Source organism: Microbacterium sp. H1-D42 (genome assembly GCF_022637555.1).
GTDB lineage: Bacteria > Actinomycetota > Actinomycetes > Actinomycetales > Microbacteriaceae > Microbacterium.
Window position 1 is genome coordinate 912657 of record NZ_CP093342.1, and the last position, 25729, is coordinate 938385.

The following is a 25729-nucleotide window of genomic DNA, read 5'->3' on the forward strand; positions in this document are numbered from 1 at the left end:
TGGGGCCAGCGGGCGATCGCGACAGAATGGGGGCCATGACACGACGATCGCTGCTGATCACCGGAACGGCCCTGCTCGCTGCGGCCATCGTCCTCGGCATCCTCATCGTGACGATCCCGGCGGGAGCCACGAACGCCTTCGACGAGGGCTGGAACGCGATGATGGCGCAGATCCGCGAACCGTGGATGCTGACGATCGCCTACTTCATGAACAGGGTCGGCGGCGGGTGGATCGCGATCCTCGTCGTGCCGCTGGCAACGGTCGGCGCGCTCCTGCTGTCGCGCCGCCCGCGCGAGGCGGTCTACGCGCTCGCGGCGTTCACCGCAAGCGCCCTGCTCACGCAGCTGATCAAGCAGATCTTCGGGCGAGCCCGCCCGGACGACATGCTCGTGGCATCCGACTTCGGTTCATTCCCGTCGGGGCATACGGCCAACGCGGCGACGATCGCCGTCGTGCTCTGGCTGATCTTCCCCCGGGTGTGGATGGCGATCATTGGTGCGCTCTGGGTGGTCCTGATGGCCCTGTCGCGCACGATTCTCTCGGTGCACTGGCTCACCGACACCGTCGGCGGCGCGCTGGTGGGCGCCTCGGCGGCGCTGCTGGTTGGCGGGATGCTGCTGGGCTTCGCCTCGCTAGGCTGGTCAGACCCGCCCGCCGCATCGCTGAGGAGTGAACGTGCCGAAGATCCGCCCCTACCGTGACGCCGACCGGGACGCCCTGTACGAGATCTGTGTGAAGACGGCGGATGCTGGAGCAGACGCGACCGGCATCTTCACCGACGACCGACTGTGGGGCGACATCTGGGCCGTGCCGTACGTGGTGCGCGACCCCGATCTGGCGTGGGTGGTCGAGTCGGATGACGGCCGCGCTATCGGGTACATCGTCGCCACCGACGACACGGACGCCTTCGAGCAGTGGTTCCGCGAGAAGTGGTGGCCGACCAAGGTGAGCGAGTACCCGGTGTCGGGTGCTGCGGAGCCCACCAGGCAGGACACCACGATCGGCTATGCCAGTCGCCGCGCGCCCGGCACCGAGAAGCACGCAGCCGAGTACCCGGCGCACCTGCACATCGACCTGCTGCCCGAGACCCAGGGGCTCGGGCTGGGGCGCCAGCTGATCGCGACGCTGTTCGCCGAGCTGCGCGCTCGTGGAGTGGCTGGTCTGCACCTCGGCATGAACCCGAGCAACACCGGGGCCGGCGCGTTCTACGAGCGCATCGGCATGCATCGCCTGGAGTCCGGACCGGACTCGACGATGTACGGCATGAAGTTCGACTGAACGACTGAAGGCCCTCACGCTGTGAGGGCCTTCAGACATTTGGCGGTGACGGAGGGATTCGAACCCTCGGTTGCTTGCACAACACACGCTTTCCAAGCGTGCTCCTTCGGCCGCTCGGACACGTCACCAGGAAACAACCTGTCCATCCTATCCGATGCCGGACGCCCAGACTGACGCTCGGGGTGCCACGTAGAATCTGCAGGTGCCCACCCCGAAGATCGTCTTGTTCTACGCGTTCGCGCCGCTGGCCGACCCCCACGCGATCCGGCTGTGGCAGCGAGACCTCGGCGAAGCGCTGAAGCTGCGCGGGCGCATCCTCATCTCGGAGCACGGCATCAACGGCACGCTCGGCGGTGACCTGCCTGCCGTGAAGAAATGGCTGCGCCGGTTCCGCGACTACCCGGCGTTCAAGAACGCCGACATCAAGTGGAGCGAGGGCACCGGCGTCGACGCCGACGGCTACAGCACCGACTTCCCCAAACTCAGCGTGAAGGTGCGCGACGAGATCGTGTCGTTCGGCGCTCCCGGTGAGCTCGAGGTCGACGAGCACGGCGTCATCGGCGGCGGAGCGAAGCTCAGCCCTGAGCAGCTGCACGAGCTGATGGCGCAGCGCGGCGACGAGGTCGTCTTCTTCGACGGCCGCAATGCGCTCGAAGCGGAGATCGGCCGGTTCAAGAACGCGATCGTTCCAGACACCGACACCACGCGCGACTTCGTCGGGCTGCTCGACGACGGCACCTTCGACCACCTCAAGGGCAAGCCCGTCGTGACCTACTGCACCGGCGGCATCCGCTGCGAGGTGCTGTCGAGCCTGATGGTCTCGCGCGGCTTCGGAGAGGTCTACCAGCTCGATGGCGGCATCGCCCGCTACGGCGAGCAGTACGGCGACGACGGGCTGTGGGAGGGATCGCTGTACGTCTTCGACAAGCGCGGCTCGATGGACTTCTCGGATCACGCCGCCGTCATCGGCGAGTGCGCCGGGTGCGGGGCCGCCACCAAGCGCACCGCGAACTGCCCCGATGCCTCATGCCGTCGACAGTTCGTGGTGTGCGAGACGTGCGACACCATCCCGTGCGAAGAGCACGCGGCGCCTGAGGCTACCGCCTCCTGAACTTCAGCCCCTGCAGCAGAGATGCCGGCAGCATCCGAGCCTTCGCTCGCTGTCGCCCGCTGACGCTGCTCTGCAGCTGCGTCAGCACGGTGTGCAGCGGGGCGGCCAGGTCGCCGGCCAGGGTCTTCGTCCTCGCGTAGCTGCGCTGCTCGACAGCATCCACGAGCACTCCCATGGCGGCAGGGTCTGCGCCGCGTGCGCTGATCAGCGCATCGGCGCGCGTACGCGCGGTGTCTGCGTCGTGCATCGGCAGTCCGAGGTCGAGCATGGTGTCGGCGAGCTCCTGCCACGCCGCCATGGCGTCACCGCCGCGGGCGCGACTCGTGCGCAGCATCCGACGCGTCAACCGCACCAGCCCCGGAAGAAGCACGATCAGCAGCACGGCAAGCGAGGTCAGCAGGATCGGGGTGGGATCGAGGGTCTGCAGCTCGGATCCGCCGATCGACTGCTCGTCGGCTCTGTCCGGTCCACCGGTGGGAGCATCTGACGGAGTCGCCCCTGGTGAGACGGTCGGAGTGGGGGCGTCGGGGCCCTCGCCGCTGCCGCCGCCGTCAGCCTCGGACGCGAAATCGGTCGGCACGCCGAGAGTCGCGGTCGGCTCGAACGGCACCCAGCCGAGCCCGGCGAAGTACACCTCGGGCCAGGAGTGCAGCTGATCGCTGCTGACCGAATAGATGATGTCATCGTCGCGCTTCTGGTCTGTCGCGGTGCCAGGAAGGTAGCCGATGACGATCCGCACCGGCATGCCGAGCGACTGCGCCATCAGCGCGAAGGCTCCGGCGAAGTGCACGCAGTATCCGGTGCGCTTCTCGAGGAAGGTCGCCACCGCGTCCGCTCCCGTGCCGTCGAAGCCCTCCTCGACCGGTGCGTCGAGCGAATAGCTGAACTCGCTGCGGAACCAGTCCTGCATCGCGATGAGCTTGTCGTAGTCGGTGTCAGCACCGGCCGTGACCTCGCGCGCGGTCTCGGCGATGATCGGCGGCAGACCCTCAGCGGGGGCAGCGGTGTCGCCCGATGCCGACGCGCGCCGGATCTGCTCGAGAGTGGGGTCGGCCGTCGCGGTGCGCACGGTGTAGTCGGCGCCTGCGGCATCCTCGGTGCGGCTGACGACAGTGCGGTTGAACGGCATCGACTGCCAGCCGCCATCCACGCCGGTGAGCTTCTCGGCGGCGTACGGCACCGGCAGGCGATCACTGGAGACGTTCAGCACCCGGATCGACACGCGGCGCTCGACGCTGTCGACCGATTCGGCCCATTCCCGCTCGCCGAAGCCCTGATCCAGCGGCTGCAGGTCGGCGCGATCGGGCCGCCAGACCTCACCGTCGAAGCGGGACAGCGTCGCAAGACGCAGGTACGGCGGCGTCGACCCAGAGGTGACGAGCGTCAGTGCCTGCACGCTCTCCGGGCGGCGCAGATCATCACCCAGCCGCAGGTCGGCGCGAACCGTGAGCATCGGGCCGGTGCCTGGAAGGGGCGATCCGAGCGGCAGAGCCGGCGTCGCAACAATCGTCAGCGCGATCACCGTGACTCCGGCGGCGCTGGCGATGAGGTACGACGACTGCCGAGGGGAGCGTCGGTCGTGGCGGGCGCCGAAGCGCAGGATCAGCAGGATCATGACAGCCTGCAGCAGGAACCAGACGATGTTGATCGCCCCGAACGACACCAGCATGGGCAGCACGCCCACCAGCGACGTGAACAGCACGGTGAGCACGATCAGTCGGTGCGAGACGAGCTGGTCGACGAGGATCGCCACGACCGCGAACAGCAGCCCCAGCGCGACCGCGAGGGGGATGGAAGCGGCGATCGGCGCGACCCCGCCTGCGATCTCGTCGATCGCCTGCTGAAGCCGCAGGCCGATCAGGCGCACCGAGGTGGTGGTGGGGAAGATGCCGAACAGGGCGGTCTCGCTGACCAGCATGGCTGTGCACGCGATCGTGGTGGCGGCGAGCTGCAGCAGCAGCGTGAGCAGATCTCGGATGCCATCGCGCAGCCGCCCGAACAGGACCCGCCCGATGATTCCGGACAGGGCAGCGACGATGATGACGGCGACCACGACGAACGTCCACATGCCTGGTGCGATCACACTGGTGTACGGCCACATCGCCACCAGGGTCGCAGCGGCGCCGAGGATGCTCGGGCCGACCGGTCCCGGGCGGCGGCTGGCGGTGGCAGCTGAGGTGACATCCGCGCGTGCGCCCGGCGCCGCTGCCGGCTTCGCCACCGAATCAAACATCTCGCACCTCACCCGACTTGCGCATCAGGCACCTGGCACCTTCGCCTGAGGCAGGGCATCCGTCCACGCGGCAACCAGATCTCCGGCGGGGTCGAGTGCCGCGGTGTTCCAGCCGTGTGCGGCAGCGGCCTCGAGCGCTCCGTCCTCGGCGCCGGCGGCGAACAGCATCGGAGCGGCCGCGCCCGCTGTGCTCAGCCGCGTGGCATCCGCCTCGTCCATCCGGCCGGTGATGACCACCAGCGGGCCAGGAGGGTTGCTGCCGACCACCGCGCGGATGTCGCGCGGTTCGCCGCGCGGCGTGACGGTGGCGAGGGCGACCATCAGGCCGTCCCTGTCGTCTTCGTGTCCCCGGAGCGCGCCGAGCAGGCCGCCCGCGCTGTCGACGACGTCGACGCTGTAGCCGTCCTGCACGAACCTCAGCGCGGCAGACGCGCACAGTGTGACAGCTGCCTCGAAGGCGGCATCGGGGGCTTCTCCGGGGCGGTCCCAGCGCGCGGCGGAGCGGTCGAGCACGACGACGGCGTCAGGGCTGGACTCCTCCTCTTCCTGGCGCACCATCAGATCTCCGCGGTGTGCCGTCGCCCTCCAGTGGATGCGACGTCGCGAGTCGCCAGAGGTGTATGGACGGGGGATCAGGTTGTCGGTGCCCTGACCGAGCCGGCTGGAGCGGGTCTGCGCCGCACCGCCTGCGGCACCCACCTTCGACGGCAGCGGAGGCAGAGTCAGCACCTGCGGCACCACCGTGATGGTGCGGGTGTCACCGAACTCCTGCTCGCGCTGGGCGAGGCCGAACGGGTCGACGGTGCGCAGCACGAGCGGACCCAGGGTCGAGATGCCGCGTCGCACGCCCTCGAGGTCGTAGCGCAGCAGCGCGGACTCGGCGGGATAGTCGCCGCTGGCGTCTCCGCGCACCGCATCGGGCAGGGTGTCGCGCCAGGTGCCGTACGGGATGCCGGGGGCGTAGAGGTCGAAACGCATGCTCACCCGTGACGTCTCGCCGACGGCGAGCAGGTCGGTGGAGATCACGCGCGACACGTCACCGCGTCGCCGCGGCAGGTAGGCGACCAGCATCGACACCAGTGGCAGCAGGATCAGCAGCACGCCGAGGTAGAGCAGCGGGCGCGCGCCGACGACGTTGGCGGCGACGGCGAGCAGGATGCCCACGAGCAGACATCCCCATCCCCGTGCGGTCAGTCGCCTGCGTCTCATGATCGGCTGCTCTTGATGATGGGCGTTCGGGTCACACGCGGGCGCCGGCGAACGGCACCGGAACGCGGGCGATGATCTGGTTGAGGGCAGCTTCCACGGGCTGTGCACCGGCGCGGTGCACGCCGCGGGCCGCGAGCATGCGGTGCGCGAACACCGGGATCACGAGCCCGGCGAGGTCGTCCGGCACGATGAAGTCGCGCCCGTCGAGGGAGGCGGCCACCTTCGCTGCGCGGACGAGCTGAAGAGTGGCCCTCGGGCTGGCACCGAGGTGCAGGCTCGGATCCATGCGGGTGGCCTGTGCGAGGCCGACGGCGTACTCCTCGAGCGACTCGGCGACGTGCACTCGGCGCGCCCAGGCGATCAGCTGCCGCACGGTGGCAGCATCGGTCACCGGGGTGATCGTGGAGAGCGGGTTCGACATCTCGCGCTGACGCAGCATGAGGGTCTCGGCAGCGGCGTCCGGGTACCCCATCGAGATGCGCATCATGAACCGGTCGCGCTGCGCCTCGGGCAGGGGATAGGTGCCCTCCATCTCGAGCGGGTTCTGCGTCGCGACGACCAGGAACGGCTCCGGCAGGCGGTGCGTGGCGCCGTCGACCGTGACCTGCTGCTCCTCCATCGCCTCCAGCAGCGAGGACTGGGTCTTCGGCGAGGCGCGGTTGATCTCATCGGCGATGACGATGTGCGCGAAGACGGCCCCGCGCTTGAACTCGAACTCGCGGGCCACCGGGTCGTACACGGCGACACCAGTGACATCGCCTGGCAGCAGATCGGGGGTGAACTGGATGCGCCGCACCGTGGCATCCACACTCGCCGCCAGCGCGCGGGCCAGCATCGTCTTGCCGACGCCTGGCACGTCCTCGATGAGCAGGTGCCCCTCGGCGAGCAGGCAGATCAGGGCGCTGCGCACGGCCTCGGGCTTGCCGTCGATCACGGACGACACCGACGAGATGATGCGTGCGGTGTGCTCGGCGAACTGCTCAGCGGTGATCGACGGGACGTTCTCGTGCATGCGGTGCCTCTCGTGCGCGACGGTGCGTGAGTCGATCGTAACCCTGTATCGGATGCTGGTGACCGCCGCGAGCCGTGCGCTCGCTCGGAGTTCCGCGCACCCTCGGACGAATGAGGCATCGGGCATCCGAGAATATGCCGATCTCCGACGTTGCGCCGGCACAGCGAACCGCTGCTCAGCCCCACAGGGTCGCGCGCGGAGCGCCGGCATCGAGCTGGCCGGGCTGGGCCCTGGCGAGGCGCAGCAGCTGCAGACCCTCTTCACCCTGCAGCTCGATCAGGGCGCCGCGCCCGACGTGCTCGTTCCACTGCGCGGCGAAGTGCTCGGCATCCGCACGCCGTCGCGCGATCAACTGCGGCACCGGCAGCAGCAGGGGAGTGCGCTTCGTGCGCCGAATCCGTCGGCCAGGCGGCACGGAAGGAGCCGCATCGATGGCGAGCAGAAAGCGCGGGGTGCGTGCCGCGCCGAACAGCTCCTCGACGGCATCCGCGATCAGACGACAGTCGTGTGACGGACCCCGCACCGTGACCCGGAAGCCCGACTTCCCCTCATCGGCTGTCTGCTGCACCTGGATCGCCTCGTCGGGCAGGGCGCGGATGCGACCGGCATCCTGCAGTGCGCGGCTGACGGCGCGGGCGGCGGCGCGGTATCCGGATGCCGGATCGCGGCGCCGCCGCAGGGCGCGGGACATGCCGCCACCCCACCGGATCAGCGTGGTGGCGGCCCCCGCGGCCAGAGCCGCGGCGGTCGTGACGCCCAGCGGGACGCCGAGTTCGAGCGCGGCGCCGACGGCGGACGCCGCCACGCCGACGCCGAGTGACACGGTCGTGAACGTGACCGCGGCGGGGGCGGCGACCCGTCGCCTCCCGGTGAGCACTGCGCTGCGGGCCGCAGCGCGCACCGACACGGTCTCGCGCTCCTGGGCGACGTAGGGCGCGCCGATGCGCCAGGCGGCGCGAGTGTCGGCGCGGTCGCGGAACTGCTGCAGCGCGGCCGCGTTGAGCATGTCGATGGCAGCTCCCTCAGCCTTGGCGAGCACACCGTCGAGGCGCTCCAGAGCCGCGCGGTCGAGAGCCGCCCCCAGGCCCGTGATCACACTCGTGCCGTCATCGGCGCTGAGCCCCCAGAGGTGACTGTGACGGCGGCGCAGGCGCGCGACCTCGGTGGTGTCGTCGAGGTCGACGGACGGCGGTATCAGGCAGGCCACCGACCAGTTGTGCGCGACCTTCTGCTCCCACGCGGGATCGAGCCGCAGAGTGCGTCCGCGCAACTGCTGAGAACCGGCGCTGGTCGCGACCGTGGTCAGATCGATCAGTGTGTTCACCGCGGGGCAGTCCCACCCCTCGCCGAGCAGACCGCGGGTGCCGACCAGCAGTCGCACCCGACCGTCAGCTATCAGGTGCGATACCGCCCCGACCAGACGCCCGCCGCCGATGCCGGCTGCGCGCAGCTCGCGGGTGGGGCCCACGCCGTCAGCGATCTCGAACGGTGCGCCCAGATGCCCTTCCAGAGCATGGGCGATCGCCGTGGCATCCGCCGCAGTGGTGCGCAGATGCGCACCGGTGAGCAGCACCGGCGACAGCGCCGCGGTGACCGGATCGTGAGCCAGCAGATCGAATACCCGCAGCGCGCCGGGTGCGGCCGAGCCGCGCAGACCCCGGTGGTTTCCCGATTCGACGGCATCGGTGACCACGACGGCTCGGACGTGCTCGGCGTCGGCGCCGCGCAGCTCGCGATGCAGGATGTCGACGGCGGCGTGATCCTTCGCGATCGACGTCGCCAGGGTCACCTCGATCGGATTGCGACCGCGACGGATGCCGCGGTCGGTCAGATGCAGGCCGAAATCAGCCAGCGCATGCTTCACGTACCGCCACTGCTCGTGCGCGGCCGGGTCGGGCAGCAGCCGGGTGAGCGAGAACCGGGCGAGCACTGTGAGCAGGTCATCGGTGGTGACGCGCCCGAACGTCTGCGGGTTCAGCAGAGCGCTGAGCGGATGCTGCGGAGCGACCGCACGCAGCACCACGCCGCACGCCCGAGCGAGGGCGAAATCGGCGCTCAGAGCTCTGTCGATCCCGAGCCGGTGCGCCTCGTCAGCATCCTCTGCGACGCCAGGATCGTCGTCCTCTGCGGGGCGAGGATCGTCGTCAGCGGGTTGCAGCTGGTCGCGCAGGTATCGCAGCCCATCGGGCGAGGCCAGCACCTGCAGCATCATGTCGTGCAGCTGGTCCTCGTGGCGGCGGATGAACTGCGCCTCCTGCAGCACCGGTTCGGTGAACCAGATGAGATCGCGGTACGGCGCGAGGTGTCCTTCTTTCACCACGGCGGGGGTGGGTACCTCATAGTCGACATCGCCGAGCAGTTGCGAGTAGTTCTCGAACTCGTCGCCGTCGTCGGGAGAGGGGAGGGTCGCGGTGAGGCCGATCAGCAGCGCGCGTCCGCCATGTTCGCGGATGCGCGCGGCGAGGTACGAGACCACGATCGCCCAGTGGTCGAGCAGGTGGTGGCATTCGTCGAGCACGATGGTGTCGACGCCGGATGCCACGAGACGATCGATCAGCGCCACGGCGTTCGGGTGCAGCACCCTGGCCAGCGCGTCCGGTCGCTCCTGCACGAAGCGGCGGCGGTAGGCCCTGCCGCGACGGAGGATGCCCTTGGCGAACTGCTTCGGATTGTCGACCGCCAGCTGCGCCAGCCAGGTGGCGGCCTCGGCCTCGCTGCGACCGGCCGCCGTCAGTTCGTCGACCCACTGGCCCCGGGCGAGCTCGTCGAAGGGAGAGCCATCGCCGGTGACGCTCAGCAGCTGATAGGTCAGCACAGTGAGATCGGCGAGATCGGTGGGATCATCCGACACGTCGGCGTCGGATGAGGCGAGGCGCCTGGCCGTCTGCACCCACTGCTGCCGGATGGTCGTCGTGGGTGCGAGCACCAGTGTCCGTCGCCCCTCGCGGGCCGCCAGCAGCAGACCGAGCAGCGTCTTGCCAGAGCCGGGTGGGGCGACGATGTGCATCGATCGGACATCCGATCCGGCCGGGATCTGCGCGAGCACCTCCTGCTGGTACCGGCGCAGGTCGCCGTCGAAGCGCCAACCGGTGAACGGGCGCGTGGCGAGCGGGTGCGTGTTGAGCAGGCGGGTGGCAGCCGGTCGGTCGGCGGGTGAGGACATCGTGTTCGAGAGTAGCCGTCGGAGGCTGTCCGTCGCCGCCGGCAGGTCCCGGCGCAGGCCGCCGGAAAGAAGCACCCGCGGGGTCAGGTAGACTGATCGACGGCTCTCCGCGTGACGACACCCAGGCCAATTCCCCCAGGACGGAAACGTAGCAAGGGTAACCGGGCTCTGTCGGGTGCGCGGAGGGTCTTTTCTTTTCGGCATCCTCCCCGAAACTCCTGACAGGATCGTGGATGTGACTGCACCCACTGCACCAGCGCGCACCTCGTCGTTCGCGCGCTTCCTCTCGCCGGTCGGGCTGCTCGCGCTGATGTGGGCGATCCAGCTGGCTGACGCCGTGCTGCCTGGTTCCTTCACCGGCTGGGGTCTGCGCTCGTGGGACCTCGGCAGTCTGCAGGGCATCGTCCTCGGACCGCTGCTGCACGCCGACTGGGCGCACCTGATCGCCAACTCCGTGCCGTTCCTCGTGCTCGGGTGTCTGGTCGCCGTCGAAGGCGCGAAGCGCTTCTGGACGGTCACGGCGGTCGTGGCGCTCGTCGGCGGCGTCGGCACATGGTTCGTGAACGCGCCGGGCACGCTGACCGTCGGGTCGTCGGTGCTGGTGTTCGGCTACTTCGGATACGTCGTCATGCGCGTCTTCGCGCCGGGGCGCCTCGCACACCGCGTCGCCTACGCCGCGATCGCCGTGATCGTGGTGGTGCTCTACGGCACGTCGATGTTCACCGGCATCTTCGGCGCCGGCACCGGCGTCTCGTGGCAGGCGCACCTGTTCGGCGCGATCGGCGGCGGACTGATGGCCTTCCGGCCCGCGAGGGCGGTCGGCACGCGTGAGTGAGCGGCGCACGCGCGCCGCGCAGATGCGCCGTCGCGCGGCGCGACGACGACAGAGACGTCGGATGCTGAGGATCGCCGCGATCACGGCATCCACCGCCGTAGTCGTGTCCGGCCTTCTCCTCGTCATCGGCCTCGCGACCGCGCCGCGGACCGACAGCTACTGCGTCGCCGAGCCGCAGACGTTCCCGGCATCCGGCGTCAGCGGATGGGAGGGGGAGCAGCTCGAGAACGCCGCCGTCATCATCCGCACCGCCGAGCAGCAGGGCTTCGCCCGCGACGGACAGATCATCGGCGTCATGGCCGCTATGGGCGAGAGCTCACTGCGCAACATCGACTACGGCGACTGGGAGACCTCCGGCATCACCAATCCTGACGGCACGCGCACCTCGAGCATCGGGCTGTTCCAGCAGCAGGCCTGGTGGGGGACTGCCGAGGAGCGGATGGACCCTGCGACCTCCGCGGGGAAGTTCTTTGCCCGTCTCGCACGCATCCACGGATGGCAGCAACTGGAGCCATCACACGCCATCAATCGGGTGCAGGTCAACGCCGACCGCGAGCACTACGCCCGCTTCGCGGACGATGCCGCGCTGGTCGTCGACGCGCTGTCGGGGGAGTGCAGGACGCCCACGCCCTGACCTGCCTTTTCCCCGACGCCTCACCCCGCTGATCGGATGCCCGATCACTAGGCTGTAGGCGTGGCTCGCAGCATCTACATCACCTCCGCCGAAGGGCACACCGGAAAGTCGACGATCGCGCTGGGCGTGCTCGACGCCCTGATGCGCGTGTCCGACCGGGTGGGGGTCTTCCGGCCCGTCGCTCGATCGACCGAGGAGCGTGATTTCGTGCTCGAACTGCTGCTCGCCCACGATGGCGTGCACCTCGACTACGACGACTGCATCGGCGTGAGCTACGACGACGTCCGCGCAGACCCCGACGCCGCGCTCGGCACCATCGTCGCGCGGTTCAAGGCCGTCGAGGCGCAGTGCGACGCCGTCGTCGTGCTCGGCAGCGACTACACCGATGTCGCGAGCCCCGCCGAACTCGGCTACAACGCGCGGATCGCCGCGAACCTCGGCGTTCCGGTGCTGTTGGTGCTCTCTGGGCGCGACCGACAGAATCAGGCAGAGCAGCTGGGCACCACCACTCCGCGCACGCCGGCGCAGATCGAGCAGATGGCGGCGCTCGCCCGCGTCGAGATCACCGCCGAGCGCGCCGAGCTGTTCGCCATCATCGTCAACCGCGCCGAGCCCGATGCCCTGGTCGACATCATCGAGCGAGTGGACGATCGGCGGACGCCGGTGTGGGCGATCCCCGAGGACCGCGCTCTGGTCGCACCGTCGATGCGCGGCATCCTCCGCGCCGTCGACGGCACGCTGCTGCGCGGCGGTGAGGAGCTGCTCGGTCGCGAGGCGTACAACATCGTCATCGCCGGAATGTCGATGGTCAACGTGCTGCCCCGGCTCACCGAGAACGCCGTCGTCGTCATCGCCGCCGACCGCACCGAGACGCTGCTGGCGACCGTGCTCGCGGCGGCCTCAGGCACGTTCCCCGCTCTCGCCGGCATCGTGCTGAACGGGCCGTTCCCGCTGCCGGATCCGGTGCTGCAGCTGATCGACGGCTTCGAGCTGAACGTGCCGATCATCGCCACCGACCTCGGCACCTACGACACCGCCGTGCGCATCATGAGCACCCGCGGCCGGATGTCGGCAGAGAACACGCAGCGCTACCAGAGTGCGATGGCACTGTTCCAGACGCACGTCGACATCTCTGAACTCACCATCGAGATGGGCCTGGCTCAGTCGACCGTCGTCACGCCGCTGATGTTCGAATACGGACTCATCGAACGGGCGCGCAGTCAGCGCAAGCGCATCGTGCTTCCCGAAGGCGGTGATGACCGCATCCTGCGCGCGGCCGCCATCCTGCTCGCCCGCGGGGTGGCCGACCTGACGATCCTCGGGGACGAGGCCGAGATCCGCGCCCGCGCGGCCTCGTTCGGTCTCGAGCTCGCCGAGGCGCAGGTGCTCAGCCCCACCGACCCCGAGCACGTCGAGCGCTTCGCCGCCGAGTACGCGCGACTGCGCGCGCACAAGGGCATCACCCTGCAGCAGGCCGCCGACACCGTCACCGACGTGTCGTACTTCGGCACCATGATGGTGCACCTGGGGCTGGCCGACGGCATGGTCTCCGGCGCTGCGCACACCACCGCGCACACCATCCGCCCGTCGTTCGAGATCATCAAGACCAAGCCAGGGGTGGAGGTCGTCTCGAGCGTGTTCCTGATGGCGCTCGCCGACCGGGTGCTCGTGTACGGCGACTGCGCCGTGATCCCCGACCCCACCAGCATCCAACTCGCCGACATCGCCATCTCATCCGCGGCCACCGCGCAGCAGTTCGGCATCGACCCTCGGGTCGCGATGCTGTCGTACTCCACCGGCGAGTCCGGCTCCGGGGCGGACGTCGACAAGGTGCGCGAGGCCACCGCGCTGGTGCGCCAGCGCGATCCGCAGCTGCCCGTCGAAGGGCCGATCCAGTACGACGCGGCGGCCGATGCCGCCGTCGCCAAGGCGAAGCTGCCCGACTCGGCCGTCGCAGGCCGGGCGACGGTGTTCATCTTCCCCGACCTGAACACCGGCAACAACACGTACAAGGCCGTGCAGCGCTCGGCCGGCGCCGTCGCCATCGGCCCGGTTCTGCAGGGACTGAACAAGCCGATCAACGACCTGAGTCGCGGTGCGCTCGTGGAAGACATCGTCAACACCGTGGCGATCACCGCCATTCAGGCGCAGGGCGCCCAGGCACAGACCATCCAGGCGCAGGGAGTCACGGCATGAGTCACGTGCTCGTCATCAACAGCGGTTCGTCGTCGTTGAAGTACAGCCTGCTCGACATGAACCGCGAGGTGGAACTCGCCAGCGGGCTCATCGAGCGCATCGGCCAGACGATGAGCGTCGTCGGACACAAGGTGCACACGGTCGCTGCGCCCGGTGAGCCGGCACCGACGATCGTCGAGGCGCGGTACGAGGATGAGCGCCCGATCGCCGACCACGATGAGGCCTTCGACGCCATGCTGGCGCAGTTCGCCCAGCACGGTCCGTCGCTGGCGGAGCATCCTCCGGTCGCAGTCGGGCACCGCGTCGTGCACGGCGGCGCGAGGTTCTTCGAACCGACGGTGATCACCCCGCTGGTCGAGATCAACATAGAAGACCTGATCGTGCTGGCGCCGCTGCACAACCCCGCCAATCTCGCCGGCATCCGGGCGGCCAAGGCGACGTTCCGCGATGTGCCGCACGTGGCCGTGTTCGACACCGCGTTCCACCAGACCCTCGAGCCCGCGGCGTACACCTATGCGCTCGACGCCGCGCTGGCACACGAGCATCGCATCCGCCGGTATGGCTTCCACGGCACCAGCCACAAGTACGTCTCCGAGGCGGCGGCCGCGTTCCTCGGGCGCGAACTCGGCGACCTGCGCCAGATCGTCCTCCACCTCGGCAACGGCGCCTCGATGACCGCTGTCGACGGCGGACGCTCGGTGGAGACCTCGATGGGGTTCACCCCGCTGGAGGGGCTGGTGATGGGCACCCGCACCGGTGACATCGATCCCGCAGCCCTGTTGCACCTGGAACGACGCGCAGGGCTCGGCGTCGACGAACTCGATGACCTGCTGAACAAGCGCAGCGGACTGCTGGGGCTTGCGGGGCGCAGCGACATGCGCGACATCCTGGTCGGCCGTGCCGCCGGCGAGCAGGCGGCGACCCTGGCATACGACGTGTACATCCACCGGCTTCGCGCCTACGTTGGCGCTTACATCGCCCAGCTCGGCGGCGCGGACGTCATCTCGTTCACCGCCGGCGTCGGCGAGAACTCCGCCGACGTGCGCGCGGACGCGCTGGCGACCCTCGGCTTCCTCGGTGTGCACATCGACCCAGACCGCAACACCGCCCGTGAGCGTGGCACGAGGCGCATCTCGACCGACGACTCGACCGTCGAAGTGCTGGTCGTTCCCACCGATGAGGAGTTGGAGATCGCCAGGCAGACCCTCAGCGTGATCTGAACCGCTCCCACCCCTCGGAACGCGCGCCGGACTTCACTACGCTTGATCGTGCACGCCCGAGTGAGGAGGTCTCGTGCCTGAAGACGTCAACATCCCCGACCTGCACCGCGCCACCGGTGTGCTGTTCGACCTCGACGGAGTCCTGACACCGACCGCCGAGGTCCACATGCGCGCCTGGCAGAAGGTGTTCGACGAGGTCTTCGCCCGCTGGGGCATCGCCGAGCCCTACACCGACGCCGACTACTACGCGTACGTCGACGGCAAGAAGCGCTACGACGGCGTGGCCAGTCTGCTGCGCAGCCGCAACGTCGAGATCCCGTGGGGCGAGGTCACCGATCCGCCCGAAGCCGAGACCGTGTGCGGCGTCGGCAACCGCAAGAACGACGCGTTCGCTGCGGCGCTGCGCAGCGAGGGCATCGCCCCGTACCCCGGCTCTCTCGCCCTGTTGGAGAGCCTGCGTGACGCGTCTGTCCCGATGGGCGTCGTGTCGAGCTCGAAGAACGCCGGTGAGGTGCTGGCCAGCGCGGGCATCCGCGACTTCTTCCGCATCGTCGTCGACGGCCTCGTCGCCGAACGCGACCACCTCGCCTCCAAGCCAGCGCCCGACATGTTCCTGGAGGGCGCTCGGATGCTGGGAGTCAATCCCGCGTCGGCTGTCGCCGTGGAGGATGCTGTCGCCGGCGTCGCGTCAGCAGCGTCCGCCGGGTATTCCATCGTCATCGGCGTCGATCGCGGCGCCGGAGCCGACATCCTGCGCGCCGCCGGCGCCACCCTCATCGTCGATGACCTTTCCCGTCTGCTGGAGATTGCATGATTGATCGCGAACGCTACCCCGTCGACCCCTGGCGGCTCGTCGAGAAGAAGTACGACGAGGACGGGGTTTCCGAGACCATCTTCACGGTCGCGAACGGATACCTCGGACTGCGCGGAAACCACATCGAGGGCCGTGCCGCGCACGAGCACGGCACGTTCATCAACGGGCTGCACGAGACCTGGCCGATCCGCCATGCCGAGCAGGCGTTCGGGTTCGCCGAGGTGGGGCAGACGATCGTCAACGCCCCCGATGCCAAGGTGATGCGCGTCTACATCGATGACGAGCCGCTGTCGTTCGACGAGACCGAGATGCACGACTACTCGCGCGTGCTCGACATGCGCACCGGTGTGCTCACGCGGGACGTGACCTGGGTGACGCCGTCCGGCAAACGGGTGCGCATGATCGACGAGCGCATGGTGAGCTTCGACGAACGGCACCTGACGGTGCTGAGCCTCGAGGTGACGGTTGAGAACGCCGACGCGCCGGTGACCATCAGCTGCCAGCTGCTGAACCGTCAGGACGGTGCCGGCATCTACGCCGGCGACCCGATGGCGGCGGAGTCGGAGCGCGCGGCCGGCCCTGGCAAGGCGAAGTTCGACCCGCGCCGGGCCGAGAAGATCACCGAGCGCGTGCTGCAGCCGGTGGAGTACTGGCAGGACGGACTGCGATCGGCGCTGTCGTACCAGGTGACCGATTCGGGCATGACCGTCGCAGTCGTCGCCGACCACGTCGTCGAGACCGAGAACGACTACAGCGCTCGGTCGCTGATCGAGCCCGACATCGCCAAGAACGTCTTCCGCGTGCAGGCGAAGGCCGGTGTGCCGATCCGGATCAGCAAGGTCGTCAGCTATCACAGCTCGCGCGGGGTGCCGGCGCGGGAACTCGTCGATCGCTGTCGCCGTTCGCTCGACCGGGTCGGCGTGGAGGGCGTGCACACGCTGTTCCAGGCTCAGAAGGAGTGGCTGGCCGAGTTCTGGGCGCGCTCCGATGTGCGCATCGCCGGCCATGACGATCTGCAGCAGGCGACCCGCTGGGGGCTGTTCCAGCTCGCACAGGCCGCTTCGCGCGCCGACGGCACCGGCGTGCCGGCGAAGGGGCTGACCGGGTCGGGGTACAGCGGGCACTACTTCTGGGACACCGAGATCTACGTGATGCCGTTCCTCACGTACACCTCGCCCCAGTGGGCGAAGAATGCGCTGCGCGCCCGGGTGCTGATGCTGCCCGCCGCACGCCGCAGGGCCGCACAGCTGAACGAGGCAGGAGCGCTGTTCCCGTGGCGCACGATCAACGGCGAAGAGGCGTCGGCGTACTACGCCGCCGGCACCGCGCAGTACCACATCAACGCCGACGTCAGCTTCGCGCTCGGCAAGTACGTGCGCGCCACGGGCGACCTCGACTTCCTGATCCGCGAGGGCGCTGACATCGCCGTCGAGACCGCGCGGCTGTGGGCGACGCTGGGCTTCTGGCGTGGCACGAACGGCGAGAGCTCGTTCCACATCCACGGCGTCACCGGGCCGGACGAGTACACCACCGTCGTCAACGACAACCTGTTCACGAACGTGATGGCGCGGTACAACCTGCGCTTCGCGGCGCGAGTCGTGCGCGAGATGGCTGAGGCCGACCCCGAGGCGTACGCGGCGCTCGTCGAGCGCACCGGGTTGGATGCCGGAGAAGCGGATGCCTGGGATCGCGCCGCCGAGGCGATCCACATCCCGTACAGCGAGAGTCTGGGCATCCACCCGCAGGACGCGTTCTTCCTGGAGCGCGAGGTGTGGGACCTGGAGGGCACGCCGGCCGAGATGCGGCCGCTGCTGCTGCACTACCACCCGCTGGTGATCTACCGCTTCCAGGTGCTCAAGCAGGCGGATGTCGTGCTGGCGCTGTTCCTGCAGGGCAACCACTTCACGGCCGAGGAGAAACTGGCCGACTTCGACTACTACGATCCGCTGACCACCGGCGACTCCACGCTGTCCGCGGTCGTGCAGTCGATCATGGCGGCCGAGGTCGGGTATCAGGATCTCGCCCGCGAGTACTTCGAGCATGCGCTGTTCGTCGACCTCGGCGACCTGCACCACAACGCCTCGGATGGCGTGCACGTGGCATCCGCCGGCGGTGTCTGGACCGCTCTCGTCAGCGGCTTCGGCGGCATGCGCGACCACGGAGGGGAGCTGAGCTTCGATCCGCGGCTGCCGTCGGACTGGCCCGAGTTGTCGTTCCCCCTGCAGTGGTGGGGATCGGATCTGCTGGTCACGGTCACGCGCGATTCGCTGCGGGTGGATGTGCGCTCCGGCGATCCGGTGGAGTTCACCGTCCGGGGGCGCGCTGCTCGCGCTGCTGTGGGGGAGCCCACGGTGGTCGCGCTCGCGGGCCAGGGTCCGGTTCGGCCGGGACGGCCGACGCTGCGCCAGATCGAGGACGCCCGCCGCGATGACGGCACCCGCCTGTCGGCGTCGGTGCCGGTGACCACCACGTCGATCCCGATCCTGGCGGAGTACGAGGACTGATCCCCACGCCCACTCCGGACAGCGCTGGCGCGCTGTCCGGAGCCTCGGGGCGCGGGGCCCCGAGCATGGGCATCCACGCGCGTGGTGTGGAGGGCATGTGGGCTGTAGGGACCGCGCAAGGAGAATGTCTGCGCCACGCCGTAGGCTGGTCTGGTGACGACAGCCCTCTACCGCCGCTACCGGCCCGAGTCCTTCGCGGAGATGATCGGGCAGTCGCAGGTGACCGATCCGCTCATGACCGCCCTGCGCGGTGACCGCGTCGGCCATGCCTACCTGTTCTCCGGTCCTCGCGGATGTGGAAAGACCACGTCAGCACGTATTCTCGCGCGCTGCCTGAACTGCGCAGAGGGACCGACCGACACCCCGTGCGGCGTCTGCCCGAGCTGCGTCGAGCTGTCGCGAGCCGGCGGCGGATCGCTGGACGTCGTCGAGATCGACGCAGCCAGCCACAACGGCGTCGACGACGCCCGTGACCTGCGCGAGCGGGCGACGTACGCGCCGATCCGCGACCGGTTCAAGATCTTCATCCTCGATGAGGCGCACATGGTCACCCCGCAGGGCTTCAACGCCCTGCTGAAGCTCGTGGAAGAACCGCCGGCGCACGTGAAGTTCATCTTCGCGACCACCGAGCCCGAGAAGGTGCTCGGCACGATCCGCTCGCGAACGCATCACTATCCGTTCCGCCTGGTGCCGCCGGCGGCGATGCTCGAATACGTCGAGAAGCTCTGCACCGAAGAGGGTGTGCAGGTCGCAGAGGGTGTGCTGCCACTCGTGGTGCGCGCCGGCGGAGGCTCGCCCCGCGACACCCTGTCGCTGCTGGACCAGCTGATCGCCGGCTCAGACGAGGGCAACGTGACCTACGAGCGCGCGGTCGCACTGCTCGGCTACACGCACGCCGCCCTGCTGGACGACATCGTCGACGCACTCGCCGCTGGCGACGCCGCAGCGGCTTTCCCCGCCGTCGACCGCGTGGTGCAGACCGGCCAGGATCCCCGCCGCTTCGTCGACGACCTGCTCGAACGCCTGCGCGACCTGATCGTGATCGACGCCGTCGGCGACGGCGCGTCGGCCGTGCTCCGCGGCATTCCCGCGGACGAGATGCAGCGTATGCAGACGCAGGCGCGCGCCTTCGGCTCCGCGCGCCTCTCCCGCACGGCAGACCTCGTCAGCCAGGCGCTCGATGACATGAGCGGTGCGACCTCGCCCCGTCTGCACCTCGAGCTGATGGTCGCGCGCGTGCTTGCGGGTGCGCCGTCGGATGCTGGCGCGCCGCACGATTCGGTCGGCATGGGGCAGCGGGCGGTGGCACCAGTGGCCTCCGCTCCGACGACCCCGGCTGCTTCTTCCGCTGCGGCTCCGGTCACGGCTCCCGTGTCTTCCGCGGCTCCGCCGGCTGCCCCTTCGCCTGCCCCTGCCGCCCAGGTTGCTTCGGCTGACACGGACGCGTCGCCCACGTCGGCGGGCGGTTCGAGTGCTGCCTCGGCTGGTGGCGAAGCCGGCAGTGGCACCGAGCCGGTCGACTCGGACGCGACAGCATCTGACTCTTCCGGCTCCGCTGCTGCACCGGCTGCACCTGCCGCGCCGGTGACGAAGGCGAGCGATCCTGTCGTGCCCGCCGCTCCCGAGAGTGCGCCGGCACCATCGGGTCCGGTCACGTTCGAACGGGTCACGGCAGCGTGGTCTGCCGTGCTGAAGCGACTCGAAGGCATGAGTCGCACGTCCTGGCTGATGGTCACTGGCATCCAGCCGCTCGCTTTCGACGGCGACACCGAGGTGCTCACGCTCGGCTTCTCCAGTCCGAGCGATGTCTCGCGGTTCAAGGGCACGACCCCGGGCAGCGGCCCGTCCGACCACCTGCGGGCGGCGCTCGAGCAGGAGCTCGGCGTCACCGTGAAGTACCTGCCAGCGCCCCTGCCGCCGAGCGGCGGAACCGGCGGCTCGTCAGCGCCCACAGGTTCAGCGCCCACGGGCTCAGCCCCAAGCGGTTCGGCGGCAAGCCGCTCGGACGCAGTACCCTCGGCCGCTGCCTCTTCGGCTGCGGGCGCGTCTGGCAAGACCGCGCCCCGTCCGGCCGCGGGCGGCGATGACGCGCCGGCTGCGGGTTGGGCCAATCCGATGAGCGACCCTGAGCCGATGAGTGACCCTGGGCCGATCGGGGGAGCGCAGCAGCGGCAGTCGCGGACCGGATCAGCAGCGGCGCCGGCCGCATCCGACGCATCGCGTGGTACCTCGCGTCCCGCATCCGCCACAGTCACGGAGTGGGCTGTCGCGCCGATCCCCACTGCCGCACCTATTCCCACTGGCGCGCCGGACGCCGCGCCGCAGCCGCAGTTCCCCGTGGACGAGGAGCCGGCAGAGGTCGAGGCTGCCGCCTCCGCACCGGTGCCGCCGGTCGACGGCGCAGTCGACTCTGTCGCCACTCCACCGCTGCCGGACGACGAGCAGCCGCCATACGACGACTACCCGCCGTTCGACGATGAGCCGCCATACGATCCGATGTACGACGGGCCGCCGGCCGGCGAAGCGCGCCGGCCGCAGGCGTCCACCGTCGGTTCGGTCGCGCCGTCGGCGCCGGCGCCATCGGCCTCGGCATCGTCCGCACCAGCGACTTCGGCTCCGTCTGTCGCTCACAACACGGCACCGGCATCCGTGCCCGCACGCCCCACCGCGGGCGCTGCCGCCGCACGCCGTCGTGGACCCGACGGCGTCGAACGCCGTGGCGAGGCCGTGATCCGCCAGGTGCTCGGGGCGAAGTTCCTTCGCGAAGAGCCCTACGAGCCCCCGACGAAGTTCAGCTGATGTACGACGGCATCGTCCAAGAGCTGATCGACGAGTTCGGCCGGCTCCCCGGCATCGGACCGAAGTCCGCCCAGCGCATTACCTTCCACATTCTGCAGACGCCGTCGTTCGACGTGTCGCGGCTGGCCGAGCTGCTCACCGAGGTGCGTGCGCGGGTGCGATTCTGCGAGATCTGCGGCAACGTGTCCGAGCAGGACCGCTGCGCGATCTGTCGCGATCCGCGCCGCAACCCCGAGCTCATCTGCGTCGTCGAGGACGCCAAGGACGTCGCAGCCATCGAGCGCACCCGCGAGTTCCGCGGGCTCTATCACGTGCTCGGCGGCGCGATCAGCCCGATCGCCGGCGTCGGCCCCGACGACCTGCGCATCACGCAGCTGATGGGCAGGCTCGCCGACGGCACCGTGCAGGAGGTCATCCTCGCCACCAACCCCAACCTCGAGGGCGAGGCCACCGCCAGCTACCTCAGCCGCCTGCTCACCAGCATGGAGATCACGGTGTCGCGACTCGCCTCGGGCCTGCCAGTCGGCGGCGACCTGGAGTACGCCGACGAGGTCACCCTGGGGCGCGCCTTCGAAGGTCGTCGCCGCCTGTGAACGCGGAGCATCCTGGCTTCACCCGGAAGGGCTGGATCCTGTTCGCCATCATGGCGTTCGTGTGGGGCATCACGTACCTGTTCATCAAAGAGGCCGTCGCGTCCTACACGCCGCCGGCGGTCGTCTCGGGGCGCACGCTGCTGGGCGCTCTCGTGCTGCTGCCGTTCGCGATCCGCTCCGGCGCGCTGAAGGCGGCGTGGAAGCACTGGCCGTGGGTGCTGGCATTCGGGCTCATCGAGATGGCGGGACCTTTCCTGCTGCTCAGCCACGCCGAGACGCAGCTGCCCTCAGGGCTGACCGGACTGCTCGTCGCGACCGTGCCGCTGTTCGCCGTGCTCATCGCCCTGCTGCGAGGTGACCGCTCGGCCCTCGCGCCCGTGCGCCTCGGCGGCCTGCTGCTGGGCTTCGCCGGCGTGGCCGTCGTCGTCGCCGGCCCGGGGCTGTTCCCACGCGACGGAGCCAGCGCGCTCGCGATCGGCGAGATCCTGCTCACGGCCCTGATGTACGCGATCGCGCCTTTCGTGATCGCCTACAAGCTCGCCGACGTCCCCTCGATCGGCACGATCACGCTGGCCTTGATGGCGATCGGCCTCGGGTACCTGCCGGCTGCGCTGCTGACGCAGCACGAGGTGCCGACGGTGCGTTCGACCGTCTCGCTGGTGCTGCTCGGCGTGATCTGCACGGCCATCGCGTTCGTGGCGTTCTTCGCGCTCATTCGCGAGGTGGGACCGGTGCGCGCACCGCTGTTCACCTACGTGAACCCGATCGTCGCCCTGGTCCTCGGCACCGTGTTCCTCGCCGAGCCGGTGACGCCCGGTCTCGTGATCGGGCTGCCGATCGTCCTGATCGGATGCTGGTTCGCCGCCACCGGCGGCCGGCTGAAGCCGCGGGCGCCGAGCCCGCCGCCTGCGGCGGTTCCGTAGCGCCGGCGCGCAGCATCCGACACCGCGCGATCGCGCACTCGTCCCCGTCACATGCGCGAAGCGGTATGGATGCCCTCCGTAGAATGTTCGATGGGTGAATCCGCCCGCAGTCCCTGGGAGTGAACGTGGCCCTGATCGTGCAGAAGTACGGCGGCTCGTCCGTCGCCGACGCAGAGAGCATCAAGCGCGTCGCCAAGCGCGTCGTCGACACCCGTCGTGCCGGGCACGATGTGGTCGTCGCCGTGAGCGCGATGGGCGACACGACCGACGAGCTGCTCGAACTCGCCCACGAGGTCGCGCCGCTTCCTGCTCCGCGTGAGCTCGACATGCTGCTCTCCAGCGGTGAGCGCATCTCGATGGCGCTGCTGGCGATGGCGATCCACTCGATGGGATTCGAGGCTCGCTCGTTCACCGGCAGCCAGGCCGGAATGATCACCGACTCGCACCATGGCAAGGCGCGCATCGTCGACGTCACACCGGTGCGTCTGCGTGAGGCGCTCGATGAGGGCGCGATCGTGATCGTCGCCGGCTTCCAGGGTTTCAACCGCGACACCCGCGACATCACCACGCTCGGCCGCGGCGGGTCCGACACGACCGCCGTCGCTCTTGCGGCGGCTCTCAAGGCCGATGTCTGCGAGATCTACAGCGACGTCGACGGCATCTACACCGCCGACCCGCGGGTGATCCCGCGCGCGCGGAAGCTCGACCAGATCTCCAGCGAGGAGATGCTCGAGCTGGCGGCCAACGGGGCGAAGGTGCTCTACATCCGCGCCGTCGAGTACGCACGCCGCCACGGCGTGCTGATCCACGCCCGGTCGACGTTCTCGTCGGCTGAGGGCACCTACGTTCTGGGCGAGGGCATGACCGCCCCGCGTGCATCTGAGGGAGAAGCCATGGAAGAACCCATCGTCGCCGGTGTCGCCACCGACCTCACCCAGGCGAAGATCACCGTCGCCGGTGTGCCCGACGTGCCAGGCAAGGCCGCTGAGATCTTCAAGATCGTCTCCAAGTCCGGCGCCAACGTCGACATGATCGTGCAGAACGTGTCGGCAGCATCCACCGGACGCACCGACATCTCCTTCACACTGCCCAAGGCCGACGCACCCGCTGCCCTGAAGGCGCTGGCCGCCGAGCAGAGCGAGGTCGGGTTCGAGAACCTGCTGCACGACGACCAGATCGGCAAGCTCTCGGTCGTCGGCGCCGGCATGCGCACGCATTCCGGCGTCTCGGCGATCCTCTTCGAGGCGCTCAGCGAGGGCGGCATCAACATCGAGATGATCTCCACGTCCGAGATCCGCATCTCGGTGGTGCTGCGCGGGGCCGACCTGGCCGAGGCCGCACGCACCGTGCACGCCGCCTACGGACTCGACAGCGAGATCGAAGCAGTCGTCCACGCCGGCACCGGTCGCTGACCCCGCATCCACCGTTTGGTGGATGATCGAGTCCACCCTGGTGCAGGTGCGGCGGTCGATGTGGTGACGAGGGGTGCGCCCGTAGCTTCGCAGTATGACCGCATTGGAAGTACGGAATCTGCACAAGCGCTACGGCGATCACGTCGCCGTGGACGATGTCTCCTTCACTGTCGACGAGGGATAGATCTTCGGCATCATCGGACCCAACGGCGCTGGCAAGACGACAACCGTCGAGAGCATCGCGGGCCTGCGCACCCCGGATTCGGGCTCGATCTCGGTACTGGGGTTCGACCCGATCAAGGACAGGTCCGAGGTGCGCGAGCGCCTCGGCGTGCAGCTGCAGGAGAGCAGCTTCCCCGACGCGATCAAGGTCGCCGAAGCGCTTGATCTGTACAGCTCGTTCTACCGGAATCCCGCCGACTGGCGTGAGCTCATGGACCTGCTCAGCCTCACCGAGAAGCGCAACACGCAGTACAAGGCGCTCTCCGGAGGTCAGAAGCAGCGGCTTTCGATCGCCCTCGCGCTGGTCGGCAACCCGCAGGTCGCGATTCTCGACGAGCTCACCACTGGACTCGACCCGCAGGCGCGGCGCGACACGTGGAGCCTCATCGAGCGCGTGCGCGACACGGGCGTCACGATTCTGCTCGTCACGCATTTCATGGACGAGGCCGAACGGCTCAGCGACCGGATCGCCGTGATCAACGGCGGCCGGGTCGCCGCAGTGGACACGCCTGCCGGGCTGATCGCGCGGTCGAGCGCCGCGCAGCAGGTGCGGTTCAGATTGAGTGAGCCGCTGGAGCCGAGCACCCTCACCCAGCTCGCCGACGTCACAGGGGTCGAGGTCACAGCCGGTCGGTGGGTCGTCACCGGACGCGGGCAGCTGCTGAGCAGCGTCGCCGGCGCTCTCGCCAGGGCGCAGGTCGTCGCAGAGGATCTGCGGGTCGATCAGCGCAGCCTCGACGACGCCTTCGTGGCGTTCACCGGGCGCGCGCCTGAGTCCGATTCCTCCGAAGGGAAGGCAGACTGATGCGCGCGCTCGCGAAGATGGTCAAGATCGAGACCAGGCTCTTCCTGCGTGATTCCGCCACCGTCATCTTCGGTGTGCTGTTCCCCGCGGGGCTCCTGCTCGTGCTGGGCACGATTCCGGCGCTGCGGGAATCGACGCCGGAGAGCGGCAGTCTGCGATCCATCGACATCTGGGCGCCGACCGCCCTGGTGTTCGGCATGGTGATGATCGCCGTGCAGCACGTGCCGTCGGTGATCGCGACGTATCGTGCACGCGGGATCCTGCGCAGACTGTCGACCACTCCCGCGCACCCGAGGACCGTTCTGCTCGCGCAGATGATCGTCGCCTTCGCGTCGGTGGTCATGTCTGCGGCACTCATGATCCTGCTCGGCTGGGCTGTGCTGGACATCGCGCCACCAGAGCAGCCGCTGCAGTTCATCGTCGCCTTCATCGTCGGCTACGCCGCCCTGCTCGGGATCGGTCTGATCTCTGCGGCCGTGGTGCGCACCACAAGCGCCGCGAATCAGATCGGCACTCTGCTGTTCGTCGCGCTGATGTTCTTCGGCGGAGCCTTCCTGCCGCGGGTCATCATGCCGGATGTGCTGCGAGTGGTCGGCGAGTTCATTCCGCCAGGGCTGCAGGCCCTGACGACCGCGTGGTCCGCCGAGGCGGGTGAGCTCACTGCGACCGCCGACGGGCTGTCGTTCTGGATGCAGATCGCCGTGATGGCGGTGATAGCCGTAACCACCAGCACGATCGCCGCTAAGCTCTTCCGCTGGGAGTAGGT

Annotated in this window: 19 protein-coding genes, 1 tRNA gene and 1 other RNA gene; 16 read left to right on the plus strand and 5 right to left on the minus strand. The window is 69.3% G+C overall.

Going from position 1 to position 25729, the window contains the following annotated elements; genetic code table 11:
• The first annotated feature begins 35 nt into the window (after window positions 1-35).
• Window positions 36-701, plus strand: a complete 666-nt coding sequence (locus MNR00_RS04310) for a phosphatase PAP2 family protein (protein WP_241927944.1) — start codon at window positions 36-38, stop codon at window positions 699-701.
• Window positions 676-1278, plus strand: coding sequence for a GNAT family N-acetyltransferase (locus MNR00_RS04315; protein WP_241927945.1), 603 nt, complete (start codon window positions 676-678; stop codon window positions 1276-1278). Before MNR00_RS04310 ends, MNR00_RS04315 begins: the two co-directional genes overlap by 26 nt.
• 40 nt (window positions 1279-1318) lie before the next feature.
• On the opposite strand, the gene MNR00_RS04320 is transcribed toward MNR00_RS04315, so the two are convergent.
• Window positions 1319-1406, minus strand: a tRNA-Ser gene (locus MNR00_RS04320).
• A gap of 74 nt (window positions 1407-1480) precedes the next feature.
• Here MNR00_RS04320 and MNR00_RS04325 point away from each other — a divergent pair.
• Window positions 1481-2389, plus strand: a complete 909-nt coding sequence (locus MNR00_RS04325) for a rhodanese-related sulfurtransferase (RefSeq protein WP_241927946.1) — start codon at window positions 1481-1483, stop codon at window positions 2387-2389.
• Here the strand turns inward: MNR00_RS04325 and MNR00_RS04330 are convergent.
• From MNR00_RS04330 to MNR00_RS04345, 4 genes are all read right to left on the minus strand, one after another.
• On the minus strand, window positions 2376-4622 hold the full coding sequence (locus MNR00_RS04330) for a DUF3488 and transglutaminase-like domain-containing protein (protein ID WP_241927947.1): 2247 nt from the start codon (window positions 4620-4622) through the stop codon (window positions 2376-2378). The genes MNR00_RS04325 and MNR00_RS04330 overlap by 14 nt on opposite strands.
• Window positions 4623-4646: 24 nt before the next feature.
• Complete coding sequence (locus MNR00_RS04335) at window positions 4647-5831, minus strand: DUF58 domain-containing protein (protein WP_241927948.1); 1185 nt, start codon at window positions 5829-5831, stop codon at window positions 4647-4649.
• A 31-nt stretch (window positions 5832-5862) separates the two neighbouring features.
• Window positions 5863-6843, minus strand: coding sequence for a MoxR family ATPase (locus MNR00_RS04340; protein WP_241927949.1), 981 nt, complete (start codon window positions 6841-6843; stop codon window positions 5863-5865).
• A 175-nt stretch (window positions 6844-7018) separates the two neighbouring features.
• Entirely contained in the window at window positions 7019-10006 is a 2988-nt protein-coding gene (locus tag MNR00_RS04345) for a DEAD/DEAH box helicase family protein (protein WP_241927950.1), read from the minus strand.
• Window positions 10007-10104: 98 nt separating this feature from the next.
• Here MNR00_RS04345 and ffs point away from each other — a divergent pair.
• From ffs to MNR00_RS04410, 13 genes are all read left to right on the plus strand, one after another.
• An RNA gene (gene ffs / locus MNR00_RS04350) (signal recognition particle sRNA small type) lies at window positions 10105-10201 on the plus strand.
• A gap of 40 nt (window positions 10202-10241) precedes the next feature.
• Window positions 10242-10841 (plus strand): rhomboid family intramembrane serine protease, encoded by a 600-nt coding sequence (locus MNR00_RS04355; protein ID WP_241927951.1) that lies wholly within the window; start codon window positions 10242-10244, stop codon window positions 10839-10841.
• A 61-nt stretch (window positions 10842-10902) separates the two neighbouring features.
• Window positions 10903-11475, plus strand: coding sequence for a hypothetical protein (locus MNR00_RS04360; RefSeq protein ID WP_241927952.1), 573 nt, complete (start codon window positions 10903-10905; stop codon window positions 11473-11475).
• 60 nt (window positions 11476-11535) lie between these two features.
• Entirely contained in the window at window positions 11536-13671 is a 2136-nt protein-coding gene (gene pta / locus MNR00_RS04365; protein WP_241927953.1) for a phosphate acetyltransferase, read from the plus strand.
• Window positions 13668-14891, plus strand: a complete 1224-nt coding sequence (locus tag MNR00_RS04370) for an acetate kinase (protein ID WP_241927954.1) — start codon at window positions 13668-13670, stop codon at window positions 14889-14891. The genes pta and MNR00_RS04370 overlap by 4 nt, the downstream gene beginning before the upstream one ends.
• A 73-nt stretch (window positions 14892-14964) precedes the next feature.
• Window positions 14965-15705, plus strand: coding sequence for a beta-phosphoglucomutase family hydrolase (locus MNR00_RS04375; RefSeq protein ID WP_241927955.1), 741 nt, complete (start codon window positions 14965-14967; stop codon window positions 15703-15705).
• Window positions 15702-18209: a glycosyl hydrolase family 65 protein gene (locus MNR00_RS04380; RefSeq protein WP_241927956.1), complete on the plus strand. Its 2508-nt coding sequence runs from the start codon at window positions 15702-15704 to the stop codon at window positions 18207-18209. Before MNR00_RS04375 ends, MNR00_RS04380 begins: the two co-directional genes overlap by 4 nt.
• 153 nt (window positions 18210-18362) lie before the next feature.
• Complete coding sequence (locus MNR00_RS04385) at window positions 18363-21008, plus strand: DNA polymerase III subunit gamma and tau (RefSeq protein ID WP_241927957.1); 2646 nt, start codon at window positions 18363-18365, stop codon at window positions 21006-21008.
• On the plus strand, window positions 21008-21601 hold the full coding sequence (gene recR / locus MNR00_RS04390; protein WP_241927958.1) for a recombination mediator RecR: 594 nt from the start codon (window positions 21008-21010) through the stop codon (window positions 21599-21601). Before MNR00_RS04385 ends, recR begins: the two co-directional genes overlap by 1 nt.
• Window positions 21598-22524: a DMT family transporter gene (locus MNR00_RS04395; RefSeq protein WP_241927959.1), complete on the plus strand. Its 927-nt coding sequence runs from the start codon at window positions 21598-21600 to the stop codon at window positions 22522-22524. The genes recR and MNR00_RS04395 overlap by 4 nt, the downstream gene beginning before the upstream one ends.
• A gap of 125 nt (window positions 22525-22649) precedes the next feature.
• Window positions 22650-23936, plus strand: coding sequence for an aspartate kinase (locus MNR00_RS04400; protein WP_241927960.1), 1287 nt, complete (start codon window positions 22650-22652; stop codon window positions 23934-23936).
• A 247-nt stretch (window positions 23937-24183) separates the two neighbouring features.
• Window positions 24184-24963 carry an ABC transporter ATP-binding protein gene (locus MNR00_RS04405; protein WP_241928757.1) on the plus strand — a complete coding sequence of 260 codons (780 nt, stop codon included), beginning with the start codon at window positions 24184-24186 and terminating at the stop codon, window positions 24961-24963.
• On the plus strand, window positions 24963-25727 hold the full coding sequence (locus MNR00_RS04410; RefSeq protein ID WP_241927961.1) for an ABC transporter permease: 765 nt from the start codon (window positions 24963-24965) through the stop codon (window positions 25725-25727). Before MNR00_RS04405 ends, MNR00_RS04410 begins: the two co-directional genes overlap by 1 nt.
• Window positions 25728-25729: the final 2 nt, after the last annotated feature.